Here is a 20,589-nt window from a genome sequence, read left to right as displayed (position 1 = left end):
AATCCCGCTTGCTACCGAGAGTGGCGTCAATGCTCCTCGTAGAATCCTGGGCGGAGCTAGGTTGTTTCCTTTTCTTCAGAAATTACATCACTTTGCTTATTTTTAAGCAATTGATCGGTAAGCTTTTCAATTCGTTCGGTTGTATCCCTCATAATTTTATTCATGGTACGATCTCTTTCATTGTGCTGCCGTAAAAGAGTATCGTATTCTTCCTGCAATTTTTTATTTTCTCGTTTTATTTCTTCCATTTCATCGATAATCATAATACCAGCCATGATCGATAAACGGTTATCACCTATTTCGCCAAAATTTTTTTTGAGATGTGTGATATACTGGTCCAATTGCGCTGCAAGTCTCGTAAGATGTTGTTCTTGTCCTTTATTGCAGGCTATACGATAAACTCTACCATCAATGGTGACGGAAACGGTTTCCATGCGTTCAAGTCCCTATCTACTAATTACGATACGAATCGTTTCCATTGCTTTAATGAGCCGGTTGGAAACATCTTTATTAACTGCTTCTAGCCGTTCTATACGGGCTTCTGTTTTGTCAAGCGCTTGAGCTAGTCGGCTGCGATCAGCGTTCATTCGTTGAATCTCTTCTTCCCACTCGTTACTTTTATCAAGAACGGTATTGCGGTTGACAACAGCGATCTCCAAGGTTCTGAGTGCTTTTTCCAATTTTTCCAAGGCGTGTGGCAGAACCGTAGTTTCTTGGTTCATAGTGATTATATCCTTTGACTGATTATGTTCTTATATCAGCCCTGTGTTCAAAAACGAATCTTTTATTTTACTTTTAAGTATGTAAGAGATTTTGGCAAGCAAAGCAGGGGACACATGTTAATTAAAGGCTGGATTTTTTAAAATCATTGTCATAAATGATATATACGCGGGACGTCTGTGAAGGCACTTAATTGGGTAATTAAGAGTTATAAGCTTGAAGATCTGGTCGAGTTAAGCAGTACTTCTTGAGGCACTTTTGAAAAAAACAGTAAAACTAATAAAATGGTCTATCATTCATGACAAATACTGAACGACAAAATCAGATGGCTAATGCTATCCGTTTTCTCGCTATTGATGCGGTTGAAAAAGCAAATTCGGGTCATCCTGGTTTACCGATGGGGGCGGCTGATATTGCAACTGTTCTTTACACAAAGTTCCTCGCCCATGATCCTAAAAACCCTCATTGGCACAACCGTGACCGCTTCGTTTTATCAGCGGGGCATGGGTCTATGCTGCTTTATGCTTTATTGTACCTTTCTGGTTATGAGGACATTTCTCTCGAAGACCTTAAAAATTTCCGTCAACTCGGATCAAAAGTTGCAGGTCACCCGGAATATGGGCACGCTGCAGGGATTGAAACAACGACTGGTCCTCTTGGACAGGGGTTGGCTAATGCCGTAGGAATGGCCCTTGCTGAACGTTTGCATAACGCACGTTTTGGCGATTTAATCAATCATTACACTTATGCATTGGTTGGTGATGGATGCCTCATGGAAGGTATTTCTCAAGAAGCGATTTCTCTTGCTGGACATTTAAAATTAAACAAACTGATTGTATTGTGGGATGATAATAACATATCGATCGATGGAGAGGTCTCTCTCGTCGATAGTACAGATCAGATAGCGCGTTTTAAAGCGTCTGGCTGGAATACAATCAAAGTCAATGGTCATGATCAGGCGGCAATTGCACGCGCCCTTGATACAGCACGGTCTTCCAGCAAGCCGACATTGATCGCGTGCAAAACAATCATTGGGTTTGGCGCTCCAAATAAATCAGGAACCAGTAAAGCTCACGGAGCTCCTTTGGGAGCGCAGGAAATTGCTTTGACACGTGTCGCTTTGGGGTGGGATGCTGAGCCTTTCATCGTCCCAGCTGACATTCTTGATAATTGGCGCTTAGCAGGACTAAATGCTGCAAAAAAGCGCCAAGAATGGGAAACCCACTTGGCCAATTTACCAGTATTGGAGCGCGTGGAGTTTGAAAGGGTAATGCGGGGTGACCTCGTTGGAGGGTTTGACGGCGCTATTGATGTTTACAAGAGACAATTGGCTGAAGACCATCCTTCTGTCGCTACACGTAAAGCTTCAGAAATGGTTCTTGAGGTGATCAATGAAGTTGTTGAGGAGACCATAGGTGGCTCCGCTGACCTAACTGGGTCTAATAATACAAAAAGTACGCAAATGAAGGCAATATCTGCCAGTGATTTTTCAGGTCGTTACCTGCATTATGGGATCCGCGAGCACGCTATGGGCGCAGTGATGAATGGTCTCGCCCTTCATGGCGGTTTTATTCCTTATGGAGGAACCTTTTTGTGCTTTTCTGATTATATGCGACCCGCGATGCGTTTGTCTTCTCTCATGGGACTACGGGTCATTTATGTCATGACTCACGATTCAATCGGTCTCGGAGAAGATGGTCCCACTCACCAACCAGTGGAGCATTTGGCTGCATTGCGTGCTATTCCTAACCATTTTGTTTTCCGTCCTGCCGATGCTGTAGAGACTGCAGAATGTTGGCAATTGGCTTTGGGGGCGCGAAAAACACCTTCTACTTTGGCTCTGAGCCGACAAAATTTGCCGCTTTTGCGTCAAGATTATGAGGAAGAAAATTTATGTATGTTGGGCGCTTACGAATTATTGACAGCGAATGATGATGCTAAAGTTACTTTGTTTGCTTCTGGTTCGGAAGTGCATATCGCGGTAAAGGCACATGCTGTATTGGAAAAAAATTGCATACCAACGCGTGTAGTTTCTGTACCTTGTTTTGAATTATTCGCCGGACAGTCTCGTTCCTATCAGCGTGCGTTAATTGGTGATGCACCAGTTAAAGTAGCAATTGAGGCCGCTGTTCGGCAAGGATGGGATCGTTTCATTGGCAATGAGGGTATATTTATTGGAATGGACGGATTCGGTGCAAGTGGGACGATGGAAGCGCTTTACGAGCATTTTGGTATTACCTGTGAAAATGTGGTAGCTACCGTCAAAAAGGAACTTGAGAAGATGGATAAGGGAAGTGTGAAATGACTGTTCGTGTTGCAATTAATGGGTTTGGCCGTATCGGGCGCAATATTTTACGTGCTATTATGGAAAGTGGTAGGCAGGATATTGAGGTCGTGGCAATTAATGATTTAGGCTCAGTGGAGACGAATGCCCATTTGTTGCGTTATGATTCCGTTCATGGTCGTTTTCCTGGGGCTGTTAAGGCAGTTGGTGATGCGATCGATATTGGCTATGGTTCAATAAAGGTGACCGCAGAGCGTGATCCAGCACAGTTGCCTTGGAAAGCTTTGGATATTGATATAGCTCTGGAATGCACGGGCGTTTTTACTGCGCGTGAAAAGGCAATCGCTCACATTGATGCGGGTGCAAAGCGTGTTCTTATTTCTGCACCTTCAGAGGGAGCGTGTCTCACGGTAGTCTACGGAGTTAATCATCAGTCCTTGGGAAAACAGCACCAGGTCGTCTCTAATGCGTCTTGTACGACCAATTGTTTAGCGCCGGTCGCGCAAGTGTTGCATAATGCAGTTGGAATTGAAAGAGGCTTCATGACAACGATTCATTCTTACACAGGGGATCAACCCGTGTTGGATACGATGCATCGTGATCTTTATCGCGCACGCGCAGCAGCTCTCTCTATGATCCCCACTTCAACAGGAGCGGCGAAGGCTGTGGGGTTGGTTTTACCAGAATTAAAAGGGTTGCTTGATGGCGTGTCGATTCGTGTTCCAACCCCCAATGTTTCTGCCGTTGATTTGACATTCACAGCTAAGCGCTCCACAACCATTGAGGAAATTAATGAGGCTATTTGCGCAGCTGCAAAAGGACCGCTCAATGGTATTTTGGACTATACGCAGGAAAAGCTCGTCAGTTGTGATTTTAATCACAACCCGCATTCAGCCATTTTTCACAATGATCAAACAAAAGTGATTGATGGTAGGCTCTGTCGTGTTTTGGTTTGGTACGATAATGAATGGGGCTTTTCGAATCGTATGGCTGATACTGCTGTAGCTTTTGCCAAAACCATATAAGAAAAAGAGTGTTTGGTCCCCCTTTCGCATTAGAAAGCTGAATCACGCTCTTTTGAGGAAAATAAGCGCGGAGGTTTCCTCCCATGCATAAGAGAGAATGCTGTTTGGAAAAGCAGATTGGTAAAATAAAAATTGAAGGATCGCGAGATATAGCTAATCTCTTTGATCTTGGGTAAAAAGAAGGCAACATATGTATGTTTGCCAAAAACAACAGAAAGTGAAAAGGGAGCGGTAATGGGTTTTCGTACGCTTGACGATGTCGATGTTGTTGGAAAACGCGTTCTCGTGCGGGTGGATTTCAATGTGCCAATGGCGCAGGGAAAAGTATGCGACGGAACGCGTATTGAGCGACACAAAGAAACGCTCACAGAGCTGCAAAAGCGTGGCGCTAAGCTTATCCTTCTCTCACATTGTGGGCGCCCTAAAGGACAGGTAGAGCCAGATTTTTCTTTGCGTCCTGTTATCGAGATTTTAGAAAAGATTATGAATCAGCCAGTTGCTTTTGTATCCGATTGTATTGGTGAGCCCGTTCAAAAGGCTACCGAGGAGTTACAAAGCGGCTCTATTTTGCTACTAGAAAATGTCCGTTTTCACTCAGGCGAAGAAAAGAATGATTGCCATTTTGCAGAAGCTTTGTCGCGAAATGGGGATATCTACGTTAACGATGCTTTTTCGGTTTCTCATCGTGCTCATGCTTCTGTAGAGGGGATAACGCGCTTACTCCCCTCTTATGCCGGGCGCTCGTTGCAGCGTGAATTGCAGGTCTTGGAAAAAGGGCTAGGCAATCCAGAACATCCAGTAGTTGCTATCATTGGGGGTGCTAAGGTTTCAAGCAAATTTTTTTTACTCAATAACTTGGTCGAAAAGGTCGATCATTTAGTGATCGGCGGTGGTATGGCAAACAGTTTTTTGGCCGCACAGGGAACCCACGTGGGTAAGTCATTGTGTGAACACGCGTTGACAGAAACAGTAAAAAAAGTCGTTCAAAAAGCACGAGAATGTCAATGTGCCCTTTTGTTACCAGTGGATGCGGTGGTTGGGTTTCATTTTAAAAAAGATACACCGCATCGCCTCTGTGATATTGGCGATATTCCCGAAGATGGGATGATTCTAGATATTGGTACACGTTCTATTGCTCACGCGAATGCGGTAATCGATGAAGCTGCTACCCTCGTGTGGAACGGACCTATGGGTGCTTTTGAGATGTCTCCTTTTGATCGGGGGACAATTGCGGTGGCGCGCCATGCAGCAGAGCGCAGCAAAAGGAAACAATTAGTTTCAATTGCAGGAGGGGGGGACACAGTTTTCGCACTCAATCATGCAGGTGTTGCAGATGATTTTACTTATCTCTCAACTGCAGGGGGGGCTTTTTTGGAATGGATGGAAGGAAAAGTGCTTCCTGGTATTCTTTCTCTCATGTAGAATTAAATGGCCGGATCGTATAAATAATATAAGTTATATCCAATTGGTGCTTACATATCGGAAATGAAGATAGAAAAAAGGAATTTTTTATGAATGAACATCTTGAGGACATCGCGCTCGCTTTAGTTCGTGTAGGTAAGGGGATTTTGGCAGCTGATGAAAGCACCGCTACTATTGGGAAGCGTTTTGAAAGCATAGGTGTTGAATCAACTGAGGATAGCCGCCGCGCTTATCGCGAAATGCTTTTTAGCGCAAAAGAAGCAATGGAAAACTCTATTTCTGGTGTTATCTTATTTGATGAAACACTTCGTCAAAAAGCGGCTTCAGGGAAAATGTTGGCAGACGTTATTCGTGATGCGGGTGCTCTACCTGGCATTAAAGTCGATACTGGTGCCAAGCCGCTCGCAGCTTTTCCTCAGGAAATGATTACAGAAGGGTTAGATGGCCTTCGAGGGCGTTTGAAAGAATATTATGCTTTGGGAGCACGTTTTGCCAAGTGGCGTGCGGTAATCACAATTGATGAGCAGAGTTTACCAACAAGAGGGGCGATAAGGCAAAATGCACAAGCTTTAGCACGCTACGCTGCTTTGTGTCAGGAGGCGGGAATTGTGCCGGTCGTTGAGCCAGAAGTGATGATGGATGGGGAATCTCGACGGCATTCAATTGCACGCTGCTTTGATGTGACAAAAGCTGTTTTAAGTACTGTGTTTAAAGAATTATCCGGGGCGCGTGTTTACCTCGAAGGCATGATTTTGAAACCCAACATGGTCATTGATGGAAAAGATATGCGGGTTGCTTCTGTGGAAGAGGTTGCTGAAAAGACAATTCGTGTTCTTAAAGAAACTGTTCCTGCTGCTGTACCCGGAATTGCTTTTCTTTCCGGAGGACAGTCTGATGAGGAAGCAACAGCTCATTTATCGGCGATGAATAGTTTAGGGGAATTGCCTTGGAGATTGACTTTTTCTTATGGTAGAGCATTGCAGGCAGCGGCACTGAAAGTGTGGGGCGGGAAACAAGAAAATATCGCTGCCGCACAAAAGGCTTTTGGACACCGCGCGCGGATGAATCACCTTGCCACTTTGGGACAATGGACAAAGGAACAAGAAAAATCTTGCGCTTAAAGGACAATAAATTTTGCATACCATGCGGTATAACTTATTGATTTTTAATCATAAATTATAAAACAATGCGCTGTAAGAAAACATCTGATAGCACGTCGTTTTTATTTTAAACAATGATAATTTGTAATTAGCATATCCGTTGAATCGCAGAGCAAAGAAAGATTAGAAGTGAATTGAATACACACCTCATGAATCCACTCAAGTTTAGGAGTATGTTGCACTCCCGGGAGAGGGAGAAAAACAGTGGGGATGATTTGGGGATTCGTAGCTTGAAGATAGCGATTGCAAGGGATATTTTCTGTATTACAGTTCCGCGTTAAAGTAGGATTTGTATTGCTTGGCAGTACTGAGAGGCTAAGAGATGCAGTTTTAAGATACAGCAGGTGTACGATTGGAGCAGTGTCGGTGATGACCACGACAATTTATCGCTTTACGAAGAATACCAAAAGCCATTAAGTTAAGGATGGCGGGACACAAAAATACGAAGCGGTTTTGGAGCTTTTATCATTGAAATGTCCTACCGGGGGTTTTCGGAAACTTGAAAAGGTGAACAGTCGAAATAAGAGGAAGGAGATGGCAAGGCTCGAGCGCTGGTCTTAGAAACTCTCCCTTCTTTCCAGGTATGAATGACAATAATTATTTAAGATATTATCTCTTTTGGGTCAATTATAAGGCATATATCTCGTAAGGTTGAGGACAAGAGTTATAAGAGATAAAATGGTTCGAGACTCTTTCTTCTTTTCATGATCAAGCTTGCAAGCAGTTTTTAGTGGCGGGTAGCCTTTTGGAATACAAACAGGGTCTACAATATTTGCAAGCAAAGTTGCCACCGGCACCGTGTTTTCATCTATTCTGGGGTCACAATAAAAATAGCACTCCGTTTTTGTCTATGTTTCTCCGAAAGTTAAATAGTGTGTTATATCTGACGATTTAAAGTACAGATTGGGATTTTTTGAGGAAAGGTAAGACATGAGATATTTGAAATGTACGAGCTATTGCTTCTGGATACTGGAGAAAATCTGGAACTGATCAGGAAATTAATGAGCTGTGGTATCCCCTCTCGCTTGTATAGCTTCCTTGAAGAAATACACATAACCCCACTCATATCCGAAGGAATTTTAAGGTCTTTCTTTTTGAAATGTCGGCGCTTTTGTGTTTATCAACTCATGAAACACGGAAAACAGTCCCCCACTTCAAGAGCGACATTTTTTCAGGCACGCGGTTAAACTTCACCCCTGCCATCGAATACAGTTATCCCATATCATCGGGAGCAAGCAGAACGATATAAACCTTACAGGGCCACATTGCGCATTAACTTCTTCTTCAACAACACCAATGATAGTCAAGTATTCTTTTCATCATTTTATAGGATACACATCCCAAATCCAAACTTTATAACAAAAAATCCAAGTTGATCTTGAAAAGCACAATCACAACCATGAATGATAAAAATCTTATTCTTTATAAAGGGAAATCTGGATATCAGTTACCTTGTAGATTCAAACAGAGGGACCAGATTCAGCCGTTTTCCTGTATTTTCACATATCCACCCAGCCGCTCTTTGGTGTCTTTTTCGCCCTAGAATTGGGTTGCCTTTATTGATTTACACCAGCCAACTACAACCCCTCGGTGGTCTCCATTTTGTGCACAAACCTCACAAAAACCACTCCACACAATCTCGTACCCCTCTTCATAAATCTTAAGATCTTGGGATCATGATTTACCACCCTATTCCACTTCCTCTATAACCTAAAATTCAAATACCATGGCAAAAACAACCCTGCAAACACGGCAGACAAACACCTCCGGTGATTTACCCTTTAAGTGATTATTGCCTGTCATCCATAACAAGAAGTAAAACTCTACACACCGAGGTTGCCGAAACGATTCTTGAATTTAGAAACACGTCCACCGCGATCTACCAATGTCTGAGATCCGCCTATCCATGCTGGGTGCGTTTTAGGATCGATGTCTAGATTCAAAGTATCTCCCGCTTTCCCCCAAGTGGAGCGTGTTGTGTACTTTGTACCATCCGTCATAACAACGGTAATCATGTGATAATCAGGATGAATATCCGCTTTCATGTTGCAAACCTTCTGCTTTTATACAATGAAACGCGCATGCTTTATTTTCTAGGTGCGCTCTCTTCATCTTTTTGATAAGTTGATTCAAACGCTACCTCTATAACTGAGCACGCGCCAAAAAACAAGTATCCAGGGTGGGTAGTTGCACTAAGAATTAAGTAGTTTAATATAACAAATAGTCTGATACTAAGTGAGAGAAATTTTATGAAGCTGTTTAACTATTCAGAAAAATCTGTGAAATCTTTCAATACGAGGCCTGGGTTTTCTTTGCTTTCAAGTTTTGCACCTTATATCATACGCTATCGCTGGTTGATTATATTTGCTTTTTTGGCTTTGTTTGTTGCTGCTCTTGTAACGTTAGCCTTGCCTGTTGCCATTCGTCAAATGCTCGATCATGGTTTTTCTGCTTCAAGTCGCGGCAATATTAATTTTTACTTTGGCATTTTATTCCTGTTGGCTCTTTTTCTCGCACTTGCTTCGTCTTGCCGCTATTATTGTGTCATCACTCTGGGAGAGCGGATCGTTGCTGACTTACGACGTGATGTTTTTACGCATATCATGAAGCTTTCCCCAGCTTTTTTTGACAAATCTCATTCCGGTGAGATCGTTTCTCGGTTGCTAACAGATACAACCCAAATAAAATTAGCCGTCGGATCTACGGCCTCTACGGCTTTACGTCATTTAATCGTGGTAGTTGGGGCCGTTGTTATGATGGTTATCACGAATGCAAAATTATCCTTGCTAGTCTTATTCGCTATTCCTTTTGTTGCAATTCCACTTGTTATTTTTGGGCGCAAAGTTCGCGCACGTACACGCGCCGCACAAGATCGTTTGGCAGAGGCTAACGCGCTAGCAACTGAACGAGTAAGCGCCATACGTATTGTACAAGCTTTTACCGCTGAAAAACGCATTTCCGAACATTTTGCAAAATTGGTTGAACGTGCCTTTCAAACTGCACGTTCTTCCGTGGTTCTGCGGTCACTTTTTACAGGATTTGCGATTTTTTTAGTTTTTGGCAGTGTCGTTGCTGTTTTATGGATTGGGTCTCATGATGTTTTGAATGGTACTATGTCAGGGGGAACGCTAGGACAATTTGTTCTTTATGCGGTTTTTGGCGCCTCAACCTTTGCACAATTGTCAGAGCTCGGTGCAGAATTAATACAAGCCGTCGGTGCAGCTGAGCGGCTTGCTGAACTGCTGCAAGAAAAGCCCACAGTTGTAGCTCCAAAAAAACCAAAGCTGTTGGCGCAGCCTGTCCAAGGTGCCGTCGTTTTTGACAAAGTTGATTTCGCTTATCCTTCCAGACCACAAGAGAAGGTTTTGCGCTCACTTTCTTTCTCTGTTAACGCGGGCGAAACTGTCGCTTTCGTTGGTGCTTCAGGTGCAGGGAAAAGCACTATTTTTTCTTTAATTCTTCGTTTTTACGATCCGATAAGTGGAAAAATTCGGTTTGATGGTACCCAGATTGACAGCCTTTCCCTTCAAGATCTACGCGGTGCAATTTCTTATGTTCCGCAAGATATTGCTATTTTTGATGGTACGCTACGCGAAAATATCGCTTTTGGCGGAGAAGATATCGATGAACAGAAAATCGTAACTGCAGCTAAAACAGCCAACGCGCTCGACTTTATTGAGGCTTTACCAAGGGGCTTTGACACGGAAGTGGGAGAACGTGGTATTATGCTTTCTGGTGGGCAGAGACAACGCATTGGCATCGCGCGAGCAATTTTAAAAAATGCGCCCCTTCTGCTGCTTGATGAGGCAACATCTGCCTTAGATGCCGGCAGTGAAAGGTTAGTGCAGGAAGCGTTGGAAGGGCTGATGAAAAATCGCACAACATTGGTGATTGCGCACCGTTTGGCAACAATTTTAAAAGCGGATCGCATCCTCGTCATGGAGAAGGGTACGCTTGTTGAGGAAGGAACTCATGCGCAGCTCGTTGAGCAAAACGGAGTTTACGCAAACTTGGCCAAATTGCAATTCTCGCCCGAATGACTCGAATAAGTTGTCGCTACGGACAAATCTATCACGACCATCAATTATCATTGACGTTGGGGGATATAGTGCAACGTCTTTGGTAATTGTACTTTTTGGGGAGATCAGATCCCCTTTTTTATAGCTGTTTCTAATTTTGTACGTATGCGCTCATTACCGGCAATAATGCTCTTTTTGCGGAATATATCGTTACCGCCTTCCTTGTCTGTGACAAATCCACCAGCTTCGCGTACGATCAATATCCCGGCAGCTATATCCCAAATTTGGAGATTATCTTCCCAGAATCCGTCTACTCTACCCGCAGCAACATAGGCCAAATCAAGAGCGGCAGCTCCGAAACGGCGAATACCTGCCACTTCAGCCATCACATTGCGCAGTTCGATAAGATATGTCCCATGATTAGGACGGCTTAAATGGGGCGTTCCCGTTGCAATGACGCAGTCTTCCAGTTTTTTTCGTGCAGAAACACGGCAACGTCTGTCATTAAGAAAAGCTCCATTACCACGCTCAGCAGTAAACAATTCATCACTAACAGGGTTATAGATCACACTAGCAACAATCTGTCCTTGACTTTCCAGGGCAACAGAGACAGCAAAAAAGGGGATTCCATGCAAAAAATTTGTTGTTCCATCCAATGGATCTACGATGAAACGATGCTGAGAATCTTCTCCAGTAATTTCCTCAGATTCTTCCATGAGAAAACCAAATTTTGGTCGTGCCTTGCTCAATTCATTGAAAATAATCTTCTCGGCTTTGCGATCTGCTTGGCTTACATAATCTGCAGGTCCTTTCAAAGAAACCTGTAGATTTTGGACTTCGCCATAATCACGCACCAACGAGCGTCCTGCTTTCATCGCGGCTTGCACCATGACATTCATGATTGCGGAGTGGGCCATAACTTATCCTTTTATTCATCATTTATCATTTGCACGACGCAAATAAATCAGCTCGTTGGTGTCTATAACGACACGTTCACCAGAATTAATAAAAGGTGGCACGAGAATATTAATACCATTTTCTAGAACTGCTGGCTTATAAGAGGATGTGACCGTTTGCCCCTTTATTGCGGGGGCAGCTTCAGCAATTGTCATGGTAACTTGATCAGGAAGCGATATTCCTATTGGTTTTCCTTGATAAAGTTCAACGGTTACTGTCATTCCATCTTGCAGAAAAGCCGAGCGTTCACCAACAAAGTCCTTTTGTAGTTCAAGTTGCTCATAGGATTGTGAATCCATAAAAACTAAAGCCTCACCTTGTTGATAGAGGAAGGTAAAATCTTTCTGTTCAAGACGCACTTTTTCAACAGTCTCAGCAGAACGAAACCGTTCATTGAGTTTTGTTCCATCCATCAAATTTTTCATTTCGACTTGATTAAATGCGCCTCCTTTTCCCGGTTTCACGGCATTGCATTTAACTGCGACCCACAAGCTACCTTGATGTTCTATCACATTTCCAGGTCGAATTTCATTGCCATTAATTTTCATGATTATATCCAATTCTATTGTTGAAAAAGAGCTATCTTACTGTTTTTTCATAGAAAAAAATCGAAAGAAATCTATAAATAAATCTTCGCGCATCCCAGCTTTTTGCAAGACCACAAAAACAGCTTAGACGCAAGTCCTTTAAAGAATTGCTAAAAATTTCTTGTGGGAATTCACTTATTTGAAGTAGAAAATGTCATTTTATTGAAATCCATATTTTAGAGAGCGGGCAGAAACGTTTTTGCTTCTTCACGCGCTTTTTCTAATTGCGCACCGGACATACCTTGGAGCATGATTTCCAGATCAGATGCCTGTATTTTTGCCTTCTTTGCTACCATATACCATGCGGCTGCTGTCACAACATCGCCTTCTATTCCTATTCCATCACGGTAAAGTCTTGCAAGAGAAATTTGTGCAGGAGCGATCATGTTGAGGGCATTGGGGAGGAGCAGAGAGAATGCGCGCTGAAAATCAGGCTCTCCGCCGCGGCCTTCCACAAGCCATTCAGCTAAGAGGATTTGTGCCATAGGGTGCCGATTTTTAGCAGCGATTTCCATAAGTCTACGTGCGTTATGATCGTCCCTTGGCCTTGTTGATGTTCCCAGAGAGAGAATTTTTGCAGCAGCAAAAGCAGCTTCTGGGTCACCAAGGGATGCACCTTTTAAGAAAAATTTTAACGCTTGCTCTGCTGCTTCGCTGTCTTTGCTTGGTGAAGAGACGCCGGGCAAAGCCTGTTTCTCGCGTGAAGCTTTGTAAAGAATTAGTTGTCCATAATAAAAATAAGCTTCTTTTACACCAGCTTTTACAGATTTTTGAATAAATTCCTCACCAAGTTTTTGATTTTGTGCAATGAAATGTCCATCAAATAGCATAAGCCCATAGCGTAATTGTGCTTGTGGTTCGCCTTGTTTTGCTGCACGCCCAAACCATAGAGCCGCACGTGCTCCATCTATTGGTACAGCATTTCCTTCCGTGTAAAGTCGAGCGACTAAGGTCTGTGCCGTTGGATCATTTTGCTCGGCCCGCCTTAGTGCTTCATGGAAGGCTTTCAAATAATAACCTCGGACGTAATAGTCATAGGCTTGGTCGTACTGCCCAGCTTTTAAGGGATGAACGGGCCTGCTGTTGTGGCTTGAAGTTTCTTGAATGGTATCGAAAGAACTTCCCGGAGAATTGGTAACAGCCATTACAAGGCAGACAATCCCCAAAATGGAAAGCTTAACACCTTTCTTTATCATGGATATTTCCTCCCCGCCAATAGAGGGGAACTTTTGCACTTTTCTTTCATCATATCAAGAACAATGAGAGGGTTATCGTGTGCAAAAATGATTTCTTCGACGGCGATAAATTCGCATGCTGTCTCCACAATGTCATCAAAGAATGCAAAATCACTCCCCGCCTGAAGAATTGCAGGGATTTCCATGATTGCTGCCCACCATTGTGCTAACTGAATATTACGGGGGTGTGCGTGCGGCTTTTTGTCGGCGCCTAATTTTCCGAATAATAGATAATCAGCACCAGCTTCTGCGGCAACCATTGCGCAATGGCGATTACGTAAATTCCCAAATCCCTTTATTTTTTGTTCCTTTTTTTGGTTGTCAAAATTCTTGATGGTATCAAGATCGTTCTCGAGGTGCAAACCATCGGCTTTCACTCGCCCAGAAATCCGACTATCACCAGCGATGATAAGTGCTGCACCATTGTGTTGGATATCTTCAGCGTAGATTTGAGCTTGTTTTTGCAAGAAAAATTCATCATTCCAGGAATCATAGAGAATAGCACTCACAAAGGACTTTGTTTGCATAATTTGGCGCAAGAAGGTGGTATTTAAAGTCCGCCGAACATCCAATGTTAAAACAAGTTGAGGAAAAAGGTGAGGCTCAACAGGTTCATTCTCTTGCTTGATCATAACAAAATTCCCAACTCTGTAAAAATAAAAATTCGTCTCGATTTAGATACTATTCTCTACGGGAGAAAGTCCTTAGAACACCACGACATTTTTAGCCGTGGTATACCCGGTGGCATCTCCTGCTCTTCATCTTCGTTGATAAGTTCCATCAATCCTATTTTTAGTACATTGTACGGATACATAATACATAAAAAATTTGGTTTTTCTTAATCTGTTAGAAAATTTATTCTGCCTGCAGGGTCTTTCTGCAAACTGATGTTTTAGTGTCTTCTTGATTGCGTATGCTGAGAATCTTTTTCTTTCATCGTGTAGAATTCTTTGAAACGAGCCTCTTCCGCTTTGCACTTAGCTTTGAGACTTTTTGGAAGTCCTTGCTGTGGTGCGTAGGGAAATTATCAAGTGAGTAAAATGATGTAGAGCTATCTAACCAATATTTTGTCGCGTTTTTGATGCTAAGTTTTTTGGCTATTAAGCCATAACGGTGCCTTAGCATTCTATGTTGCTCTTATAGATCTGCTTCTTCCGCTTTGTTACTTCTATAGGTGGGCGGGAGACTACTGCTTTTACAACAGTTTAGTTTATACTCTGTTTGCAGATTTGACTCAAGGTTTCTCTCCTTCTCACTTTTATTATAGGATGCGGTTTTGAGCCTTTATGTCGCGACAATTTTTTTATTACAGAGGTTGCCAGTATTTTACATTTTCAAAAGGGGGTGAAGCTTTTCTCTAACCCTTTATTAATATTGCGTCGCCAGGAATATTTTTTATGATAAATTTTTTTGCGTGGCCGTAGTGTTGCCTGAGTTAAAGGGAGAATGACGCGGTTTTGCCTATTTGTTTCGTTGTTTAATTTTAATAAAACTTTTCCAGATTTGCCCCGTTTGCTTCATATTTTTGTGCTACTGAGCTCAGCTGTTTTCCCGCCTATTTCAGGCAAGTGTTTGCGTGTTTTTCCTCGGAGTTTCTCTGGCGGTTTTAAGCAGGTGTGGCTTGCCGGTATTTATACCAGCACTTTTTTACGGTGTTTGTGCAAGTTTTGAAAACAGTGGTGACGAAAGTACTTTTTTTCGGTACTATGCTGGGGCTGTAGGTGGCGTGGTGGAGTTAGGCGTTTTTCACGGTGAAAGTGGGTGTTTGTCTCTTCGTTGGTCTTTTTTAAGAGAAGGGTCGTTCGTTAACCTTAATGCGAGAAGCGAATTGAACAAGAGTTTTGAAAAAGGTACTTAATCTGAGGATGGAATTTTGCAAAACAGGGGAAGAGATCTTTTCCTTCTTTGTTCTTTTAATGTCGTGGTTTTGTGCTGGTATTGGAGTGTGAGAGCGTGAGTGCACATGAGCATCCTTATGATGAAGGTGGGCCAATTGTCATGATTGAGCACGATGCTTTCGAGAACGCTTTTAACCGTCTTTATGAAGAAACAATGGCTTTGATTGAAGAAGCGGCGTCGTATATCGATACAGATGGAAAAATAGCCGCGCGGTCTCTTCCTACAGAAGTTTCTGCGATTTATGCTAAAGAAGCTATGTATTTAAGTACACGGCTCATGCAATTGGCTTCTCGGCTCCTTCTCTTCCGTGCAGAACGCGAAGGAGAAATGTCGTCAGAGCAGATAAAAAAAGAGATAGCAAAAGTGTCGCTTCATACGCCAACCTTGAAATCAGAAAGTACATATTGGAAAGAACTGCCAGAAATTTTCCGTTATTTTGTCTCTCGTTCGCTTCGCTTGGAAAAACGAATGCGATATATGAGCTACAATAAAGATGGCGGATCTTTCCGTAATTCAGAAGATAACAATCCAGTGAATAAGCAAATCGAGTTGCTCAAAACTGCTTTTCGGCGCTCTTAGGAAAGTGCGTGCTTTTTCCGTATTCTTTGCCCATTATATTTACTCACCGATACCTGTTCAAACGCGAAAAAATAGCATAAACTCATTTTTATGGCAGAGACGATTCGTATCATAGGCATTGATCCCGGACTACGGCGGACAGGGTGGGGGGTGGTCGATTTTTCCGGCAATCATCTTCAGTTTGTAGCTGCAGGTACCGTTTCTTCTGACGCACAGCGCGATCTTGCTTTTAGGCTGTATCAGCTTCATGAAGGACTCTCGGGCATTTTGCGTCAATTTATGCCTGATGAAGCTTCCGTAGAGCATGTTTTTGTCAACAAAGATGCTACGGCAACTCTAAAACTTGGTCAGGCACGGGCTATTGCGCTCCTCGTTCCGGCACAGGCTAATCTTCCGGTTTTTGAATATGCCCCAAATAAAGTGAAAAAGTCAGTTATTGGTGTTGGCCATGGAGATAAGAAACAGATCCATATGATGGTAAAAATTCTCCTTCCGCGCGCCGAATTTGACAGCAGTGATGCAGCCGATGCTCTCGCACTTGCTCTTTGCCATTCCGCTCACCGTACTAGCCTGCATTCTCGTTTGGGTGCTACGGCATGATAGGTAAATTAAAAGGTATCATTGAACATGTTTTTGATGATCGTATCATTCTTGATGTTCACGGTGTTGGTTACATTGTTTTTATCTCAAACAAGCTCCGCTTTTCGCTACCAGCTGTCGGTGAAACTTTAAGTTTATTTATTGAAACACACGTTCGTGAAGAGGCTATTCGCCTTTTTGGCTTTTCCGTGAGGGCTGAACAAGAGTGGTTTTGTCTTTTACAAAATGTGCCAGGTGTGGGAGCGAAGGTCGCCTTAGCAATTTTGGGTGTTTTATCACCAAGTGAATTGGCTCAAGCGATTGCGTTAAATGATGTCGCTGTGATAAGCCGTGCTCCAGGTGTTGGTAAAAAAGTTAGCGAAAGAATTGTGAGAGAGCTGAAAAGCAAAACTCCACCATTAAACGGTGACGCACTTCATTCTATTTCCATTGCTCGCCAGGGCGAAGATAATCAGCCCACTGATGATGCACTTTCTGCTTTAATTACGCTTGGCTTCGAGCGCGACCAAGCAGCAAGAGCTCTCGTTTCTGCGAAAAAGGCTCTTGAAGGGGAAACAATTTCCTCCGAATTGCTCATTCGCCACAGCTTAAAATTGCTTTATTCCCCAACGAATTCAAGGTAAAAATGCAAAAAGATGAAGATCAACGCCTTCTCAGTAGCGTTCCCCTCCCAAACGACCCAGACCGTTCCTTAAGACCACAAGTGCTCGATGACTTTATTGGTCAAGAAGCGGTACGAGCGAATTTAAAAATATTTGTTGAAGCTGCGAAGGCGCGAAAAGAAGCATTAGATCATGTTTTATTTGTGGGACCTCCTGGCTTAGGAAAAACAACGCTTTCACAGATTATGGCCAAAGAATTAGGAGTTAATTTTCGTTCTACCTCCGGTCCTGTCATCGCAAAAGCAGGTGATTTAGCAGCGCTTTTAACAAACTTAGAGGAACGCGATGTTCTTTTTATCGATGAAATTCACCGTTTAAATCCGACAATTGAAGAAATTCTTTACCCTGCCATGGAAGATTATCAGCTTGATCTTATTATTGGTGAAGGTCCTGCGGCTCGTTCGGTCAAAATTGACTTAGCCAAATTTACTTTGGTTGCAGCGACTACGCGCCTGGGCTTGTTGACCACACCGTTACGAGACCGCTTTGGTATTCCAGTTCGATTAAATTTTTATACCATAGAAGAATTAGAGCATATTGTGCGGCGTAATGCACGGCTCTTTTCAGTGCAAATTAGTGATGATGGTGCTCACGAAATTGCGCGCCGTGCGCGTGGAACGCCACGAATTGCAGGCCGGCTTTTGCGCCGTGTTTGTGACTTTGCTTTGGTGAAATCTGCGGAAACAATTGATCGTACTGTCGCTGATGAGGCTCTTTCCCGCCTAGAGGTTGATCATTTGGGGCTTGATCCACTTGATCGCCGCTATTTGCTGCTGATTGCAAAAGTTTTTTTAGGTGGTCCTGTGGGCATCGAGACCATTGCTGCGGCTCTATCAGAACCGCGTGATGCTATCGAGGATATCATCGAACCCTACCTGCTGCAACAAGGCTTTATTCAGCGAACAGCTCGCGGGCGCGTTCTCTCAGAAAAGGCCTGGGCACATCTTGGGCTTTGCGCTCCGGACACCACGATTTCAACACAAAAACGCGTTCAATTATCCGATACGCAGAGTAGCTCACCAATACAAACAACTTTATGGGGCGAAGTGGATGATTAAAATGGTAAAGAGCAGCTGTGCAAACGAATTTCATGATTTTCTGGCGCGAGTTTACGTTGCCGATACGGATTTTTCTGGCGTGGTTTACCACGCACGCTATTTAGAGTTTTTTGAGCGGGGACGTTCAGAATTTTTGCGGGATATAGGTCTTAATAACGGTATGTTGGCTGAGGGTGTAAATCGCGAAAAGCTGTTTTTTGTTGTACGCCATATGGAAATTAATTTTCTTCGGCCAGCAAAAATCGATGATCTTTTAATGATTAAAACACGCATTAATTGTGTTCGGGGAGCCCGCTTTTTTATGGATCAACATATTGTTCGTGACGATGTTGTATTGGCCAATGCCAAGGTCGAAATTGCTGTCATTAACGTACAAGGAAAACCACGGCGTTTACCCGAGGATTTTTTTAGACAATTTTCATTTGAAAGTGCTATTTATTGAAAATAATAGGGTAAGTGGTTCATTCGCAAGCGGACTGGAGTTGGTTTTTTTATAATTTTGAAACTTTAAAGTAGCTTGTTTGATTAAATTTTAAAAATGGTCTTTCATTGAGAGGGATGAAAATTATGCCTCAGGTAGAATTAGCAAGTCCGGAAACGATTGGAGTATTGAGCCTGTTTATGCAGGCCAATTGGGTTGTTAAAGCTGTAATGATTGGGTTACTGTTAGCCTCTATATGGAGCTGGACGATTATTTTTGATAAAATCTTCGCCTATCGGAAAATTCGACGCGAAATAAAGCATTTTGAAGACGCGTTTTGGTCGGGAAAGCCGCTGGAGGACCTTTATGCAGTGTGCAAAAGCCAGCATACGAATAGCATATCAGCTGTTTTCTTAGCGGCAATGACAGAATGGAAGAAATCCCTCGCGAAGGGAATCCATGCATCGGCTAGTCTACAAAGCAGGATCGATAAAGCCATGGATCTTGCCTTGGGGCGTGAAAGCGAAAAAATAGAGTCAAAATTAAATTTTTTAGCTACGCTTGGATCGGCAGGTCCTTTTGTTGGACTTTTTGGAACTGTTATCGGTATTATGAGTTCATTCCTTTCTATTTCAGCTTCTCAAAACACTTCTCTGGCGGTTGTCGCACCAGGTATTGCCGAAGCGCTTTTGGCTACCGCTATAGGTTTATTTGCGGCTATCCCTGCGGTCATCGCCTATAACAGGTTGGTTCATGAAAGTGCTCAGATAATAGCACAGATAGAAAGCTTCGCTGATGAATTTTCAACAATTATGTCGCGACGCGTTGATGAGATACAGGTATCTCACTCGTCATCGTAAAGGAGAACATCTATGGGCGCTTCTTCTACTGTTTCTTCTCCCTCCCGAAAAAGTACGCGCAGGCGGCGTCATTCGCGCGGTCGGTTCATGAGTGAAATTAATGTGACACCTTTTGTTGATGTGATGCTGGTTTTGTTGATCATTTTTATGGTTTCCGCTCCACTTTTGGTAAATGGCGTCCCTCTTGATCTGCCTCACAGCCAGGCTGGACCTGTGAAAATGAACGAACCTCCGCTTACGGTTTCTCTCGATGCACAAGGGCGCTTTGCCATTAATCAGGACTATTATGATACACCAGAAGCTTTGATTGCACATCTCAAAGCTAAGCTCGTGACCAACCCTGCGCAAAAAAATCGACGCGTCTTCGTACGTGTTGCTAAGACTGTCGAATATCAGCAGGTATTAAAGTTGCTTGCTGATATTCAGAAAGCGGGTTTTTCGCAAGTTGCTTTAGCCAGCTTGGCAAGGTAACAAAAAATAGAGAATGCAAGGATAGCGATGAGCAACGATTTTCATTTTGGTACGAGGCGGAGTTTGATTTTATCTCTTGCCATACATGTAATCCTCCTCAGTTGGAGTTCTGTTCATCTCACTAGTTCCATTTCTTCACAACAGCAATCAGAGGCTATTGCAGTCACTCTTGCTCCTCTTGATCAAGAGCTTTTTTCTCAACAAGGTACATTTAATGCTCCCGTTCATGCGATCCCCGCAGTAAAACCGACTATAGAACCACAAGAAAAAGAAGAGGCGCATCATTTTGGAGATGGACAGGTCGATAATCTCTCGCCTTTCAATCCAAAAGAAAAACTTCGTAGTGTTGCAGTCCCACTCGCACCATCAAAAGGAGAAAACAATTTAGAAACAGCAAATATGCCCCAAGAAATATTGCCGGAGGCTGATCCAGAGATTGTTAAAGAGGTTACACTGGAGGCATCTCCAGAGGCTGATCCAGAGGTTGTTGAAGAGGTTACACCGGAGGCATCTCCAGAGGCTGATCCAGAGGTTGTTGAAGAGGTTACACCGGAGGCATCTCCAGAGGCTGATCCAGAGGTTGTTGAAGAGGTTACACCGGAGGCATCTCCAGAGGCTGATCCAGAGGTT

Annotated in this window: 19 protein-coding genes and 1 pseudogene; 13 read left to right on the top strand and 7 right to left on the bottom strand. The window is 43.2% G+C overall.

The window, feature by feature from the left end; all coding sequences use genetic code 11:
- Positions 1-56 precede the first annotated feature (56 nt).
- Both WCP75_RS02330 and WCP75_RS02325 read right to left on the bottom strand, forming a co-directional pair.
- Complete coding sequence (locus WCP75_RS02330; protein ID WP_336276642.1) at positions 57-434, bottom strand: cell division protein ZapA; 378 nt, start codon at positions 432-434, stop codon at positions 57-59.
- Positions 435-446: 12 nt separating this feature from the next.
- Complete coding sequence (locus WCP75_RS02325; RefSeq protein ID WP_336276641.1) at positions 447-722, bottom strand: DUF4164 domain-containing protein; 276 nt, start codon at positions 720-722, stop codon at positions 447-449.
- A 296-nt stretch (positions 723-1,018) separates the two neighbouring features.
- On the opposite strand from WCP75_RS02325, the gene tkt reads away from it, so the two are divergent.
- From tkt to WCP75_RS02305, 4 genes are all read left to right on the top strand, one after another.
- Positions 1,019-3,025 carry a transketolase gene (tkt, locus tag WCP75_RS02320; RefSeq protein WP_336276640.1) on the top strand — a complete coding sequence of 669 codons (2,007 nt, stop codon included), beginning with the start codon at positions 1,019-1,021 and terminating at the stop codon, positions 3,023-3,025.
- Positions 3,022-4,029 carry a type I glyceraldehyde-3-phosphate dehydrogenase gene (gap, locus tag WCP75_RS02315; RefSeq protein WP_336276639.1) on the top strand — a complete coding sequence of 336 codons (1,008 nt, stop codon included), beginning with the start codon at positions 3,022-3,024 and terminating at the stop codon, positions 4,027-4,029. Before tkt ends, gap begins: the two co-directional genes overlap by 4 nt.
- 234 nt (positions 4,030-4,263) lie before the next feature.
- Positions 4,264-5,451 carry a phosphoglycerate kinase gene (locus WCP75_RS02310; RefSeq protein WP_336276638.1) on the top strand — a complete coding sequence of 396 codons (1,188 nt, stop codon included), beginning with the start codon at positions 4,264-4,266 and terminating at the stop codon, positions 5,449-5,451.
- Positions 5,452-5,540: 89 nt separating this feature from the next.
- Entirely contained in the window at positions 5,541-6,572 is a 1,032-nt protein-coding gene (locus tag WCP75_RS02305; protein ID WP_336276637.1) for a class I fructose-bisphosphate aldolase, read from the top strand.
- 1,862 nt (positions 6,573-8,434) lie between these two features.
- On the opposite strand, the gene rpmE is transcribed toward WCP75_RS02305, so the two are convergent.
- Positions 8,435-8,656, bottom strand: a complete 222-nt coding sequence (gene rpmE / locus WCP75_RS02300) for a 50S ribosomal protein L31 (protein ID WP_336276636.1) — start codon at positions 8,654-8,656, stop codon at positions 8,435-8,437.
- Positions 8,657-8,860: 204 nt separating this feature from the next.
- Here rpmE and WCP75_RS02295 point away from each other — a divergent pair, with 204 nt between their 5' ends.
- Entirely contained in the window at positions 8,861-10,651 is a 1,791-nt protein-coding gene (locus tag WCP75_RS02295) for an ABC transporter transmembrane domain-containing protein (protein WP_336276635.1), read from the top strand.
- Positions 10,652-10,755: 104 nt separating this feature from the next.
- Here WCP75_RS02295 and WCP75_RS02290 read toward each other — a convergent pair whose 3' ends face one another.
- The 4 genes from WCP75_RS02290 to WCP75_RS02275 all read right to left on the bottom strand — a co-directional run bounded on the left by WCP75_RS02290 (position 10,756) and on the right by WCP75_RS02275 (position 14,041).
- On the bottom strand, positions 10,756-11,547 hold the full coding sequence (locus tag WCP75_RS02290; protein ID WP_336276634.1) for an inositol monophosphatase family protein: 792 nt from the start codon (positions 11,545-11,547) through the stop codon (positions 10,756-10,758).
- An 18-nt stretch (positions 11,548-11,565) separates the two neighbouring features.
- Positions 11,566-12,135: an elongation factor P gene (efp, locus tag WCP75_RS02285; RefSeq protein ID WP_336276633.1), complete on the bottom strand. Its 570-nt coding sequence runs from the start codon at positions 12,133-12,135 to the stop codon at positions 11,566-11,568.
- Between the two features lie 215 nt (positions 12,136-12,350).
- Positions 12,351-13,370, bottom strand: a complete 1,020-nt coding sequence (locus WCP75_RS02280; RefSeq protein WP_336276632.1) for a tetratricopeptide repeat protein — start codon at positions 13,368-13,370, stop codon at positions 12,351-12,353.
- Entirely contained in the window at positions 13,367-14,041 is a 675-nt protein-coding gene (locus WCP75_RS02275) for a thiamine phosphate synthase (protein ID WP_336276631.1), read from the bottom strand. The genes WCP75_RS02280 and WCP75_RS02275 overlap by 4 nt, the downstream gene beginning before the upstream one ends.
- 1,321 nt (positions 14,042-15,362) lie before the next feature.
- Here WCP75_RS02275 and WCP75_RS02270 point away from each other — a divergent pair.
- The 8 genes and pseudogenes from WCP75_RS02270 to WCP75_RS02235 form a co-directional block, all read left to right on the top strand.
- The gene (locus tag WCP75_RS02270) at positions 15,363-15,887 is read left to right on the top strand and encodes a DUF1465 family protein (RefSeq protein ID WP_336276630.1); all 525 of its coding nucleotides are present in this window, start codon (positions 15,363-15,365) and stop codon (positions 15,885-15,887) included.
- A 90-nt stretch (positions 15,888-15,977) separates the two neighbouring features.
- Positions 15,978-16,487: a crossover junction endodeoxyribonuclease RuvC gene (ruvC, locus tag WCP75_RS02265; protein ID WP_336276629.1), complete on the top strand. Its 510-nt coding sequence runs from the start codon at positions 15,978-15,980 to the stop codon at positions 16,485-16,487.
- Positions 16,484-17,110 carry a Holliday junction branch migration protein RuvA gene (ruvA, locus tag WCP75_RS02260; RefSeq protein WP_336276628.1) on the top strand — a complete coding sequence of 209 codons (627 nt, stop codon included), beginning with the start codon at positions 16,484-16,486 and terminating at the stop codon, positions 17,108-17,110. Before ruvC ends, ruvA begins: the two co-directional genes overlap by 4 nt.
- 2 nt (positions 17,111-17,112) lie before the next feature.
- Positions 17,113-18,207 (top strand): Holliday junction branch migration DNA helicase RuvB, encoded by a 1,095-nt coding sequence (ruvB, locus tag WCP75_RS02255; protein ID WP_336276627.1) that lies wholly within the window; start codon positions 17,113-17,115, stop codon positions 18,205-18,207.
- Positions 18,200-18,649, top strand: a complete 450-nt coding sequence (ybgC, locus tag WCP75_RS02250; protein ID WP_336276626.1) for a tol-pal system-associated acyl-CoA thioesterase — start codon at positions 18,200-18,202, stop codon at positions 18,647-18,649. The genes ruvB and ybgC overlap by 8 nt, the downstream gene beginning before the upstream one ends.
- A 125-nt stretch (positions 18,650-18,774) precedes the next feature.
- Positions 18,775-19,488, top strand: coding sequence for a protein TolQ (gene tolQ / locus WCP75_RS02245; protein ID WP_336276625.1), 714 nt, complete (start codon positions 18,775-18,777; stop codon positions 19,486-19,488).
- Between the two features lie 12 nt (positions 19,489-19,500).
- Positions 19,501-19,959, top strand: coding sequence for a protein TolR (gene tolR / locus WCP75_RS02240; protein WP_336276624.1), 459 nt, complete (start codon positions 19,501-19,503; stop codon positions 19,957-19,959).
- A 27-nt stretch (positions 19,960-19,986) separates the two neighbouring features.
- Positions 19,987-20,589, top strand: a pseudogene (locus WCP75_RS02235) (hypothetical protein); the annotation flags it as partial.

It is taken from the genome of Bartonella numerosa, from assembly GCF_037070845.1.
GTDB lineage: Bacteria > Pseudomonadota > Alphaproteobacteria > Rhizobiales > Rhizobiaceae > Bartonella.
This window is presented reverse-complemented; position numbering and strand designations above follow the sequence as displayed.

Coding starts and splice junctions, on each gene's coding strand:
- WCP75_RS02330 (WP_336276642.1), bottom strand. CDS start 434: ATGGAAACCGTTTCCGTCACCATTGATGGTAGAGTTTATCGTATAGCC.
- WCP75_RS02325 (WP_336276641.1), bottom strand. CDS start 722: ATGAACCAAGAAACTACGGTTCTGCCACACGCCTTGGAAAAATTGGAA.
- tkt (WP_336276640.1), top strand. CDS start 1,019: ATGACAAATACTGAACGACAAAATCAGATGGCTAATGCTATCCGTTTT.
- gap (WP_336276639.1), top strand. CDS start 3,022: ATGACTGTTCGTGTTGCAATTAATGGGTTTGGCCGTATCGGGCGCAAT.
- WCP75_RS02310 (WP_336276638.1), top strand. CDS start 4,264: ATGGGTTTTCGTACGCTTGACGATGTCGATGTTGTTGGAAAACGCGTT.
- WCP75_RS02305 (WP_336276637.1), top strand. CDS start 5,541: ATGAATGAACATCTTGAGGACATCGCGCTCGCTTTAGTTCGTGTAGGT.
- rpmE (WP_336276636.1), bottom strand. CDS start 8,656: ATGAAAGCGGATATTCATCCTGATTATCACATGATTACCGTTGTTATG.
- WCP75_RS02295 (WP_336276635.1), top strand. CDS start 8,861: ATGAAGCTGTTTAACTATTCAGAAAAATCTGTGAAATCTTTCAATACG.
- WCP75_RS02290 (WP_336276634.1), bottom strand. CDS start 11,547: ATGGCCCACTCCGCAATCATGAATGTCATGGTGCAAGCCGCGATGAAA.
- efp (WP_336276633.1), bottom strand. CDS start 12,135: ATGAAAATTAATGGCAATGAAATTCGACCTGGAAATGTGATAGAACAT.
- WCP75_RS02280 (WP_336276632.1), bottom strand. CDS start 13,370: ATGATAAAGAAAGGTGTTAAGCTTTCCATTTTGGGGATTGTCTGCCTT.
- WCP75_RS02275 (WP_336276631.1), bottom strand. CDS start 14,041: ATGATCAAGCAAGAGAATGAACCTGTTGAGCCTCACCTTTTTCCTCAA.
- ruvC (WP_336276629.1), top strand. CDS start 15,978: ATGGCAGAGACGATTCGTATCATAGGCATTGATCCCGGACTACGGCGG.
- ruvA (WP_336276628.1), top strand. CDS start 16,484: ATGATAGGTAAATTAAAAGGTATCATTGAACATGTTTTTGATGATCGT.
- ruvB (WP_336276627.1), top strand. CDS start 17,113: ATGCAAAAAGATGAAGATCAACGCCTTCTCAGTAGCGTTCCCCTCCCA.
- ybgC (WP_336276626.1), top strand. CDS start 18,200: ATGATTAAAATGGTAAAGAGCAGCTGTGCAAACGAATTTCATGATTTT.
- tolQ (WP_336276625.1), top strand. CDS start 18,775: ATGCCTCAGGTAGAATTAGCAAGTCCGGAAACGATTGGAGTATTGAGC.
- tolR (WP_336276624.1), top strand. CDS start 19,501: ATGGGCGCTTCTTCTACTGTTTCTTCTCCCTCCCGAAAAAGTACGCGC.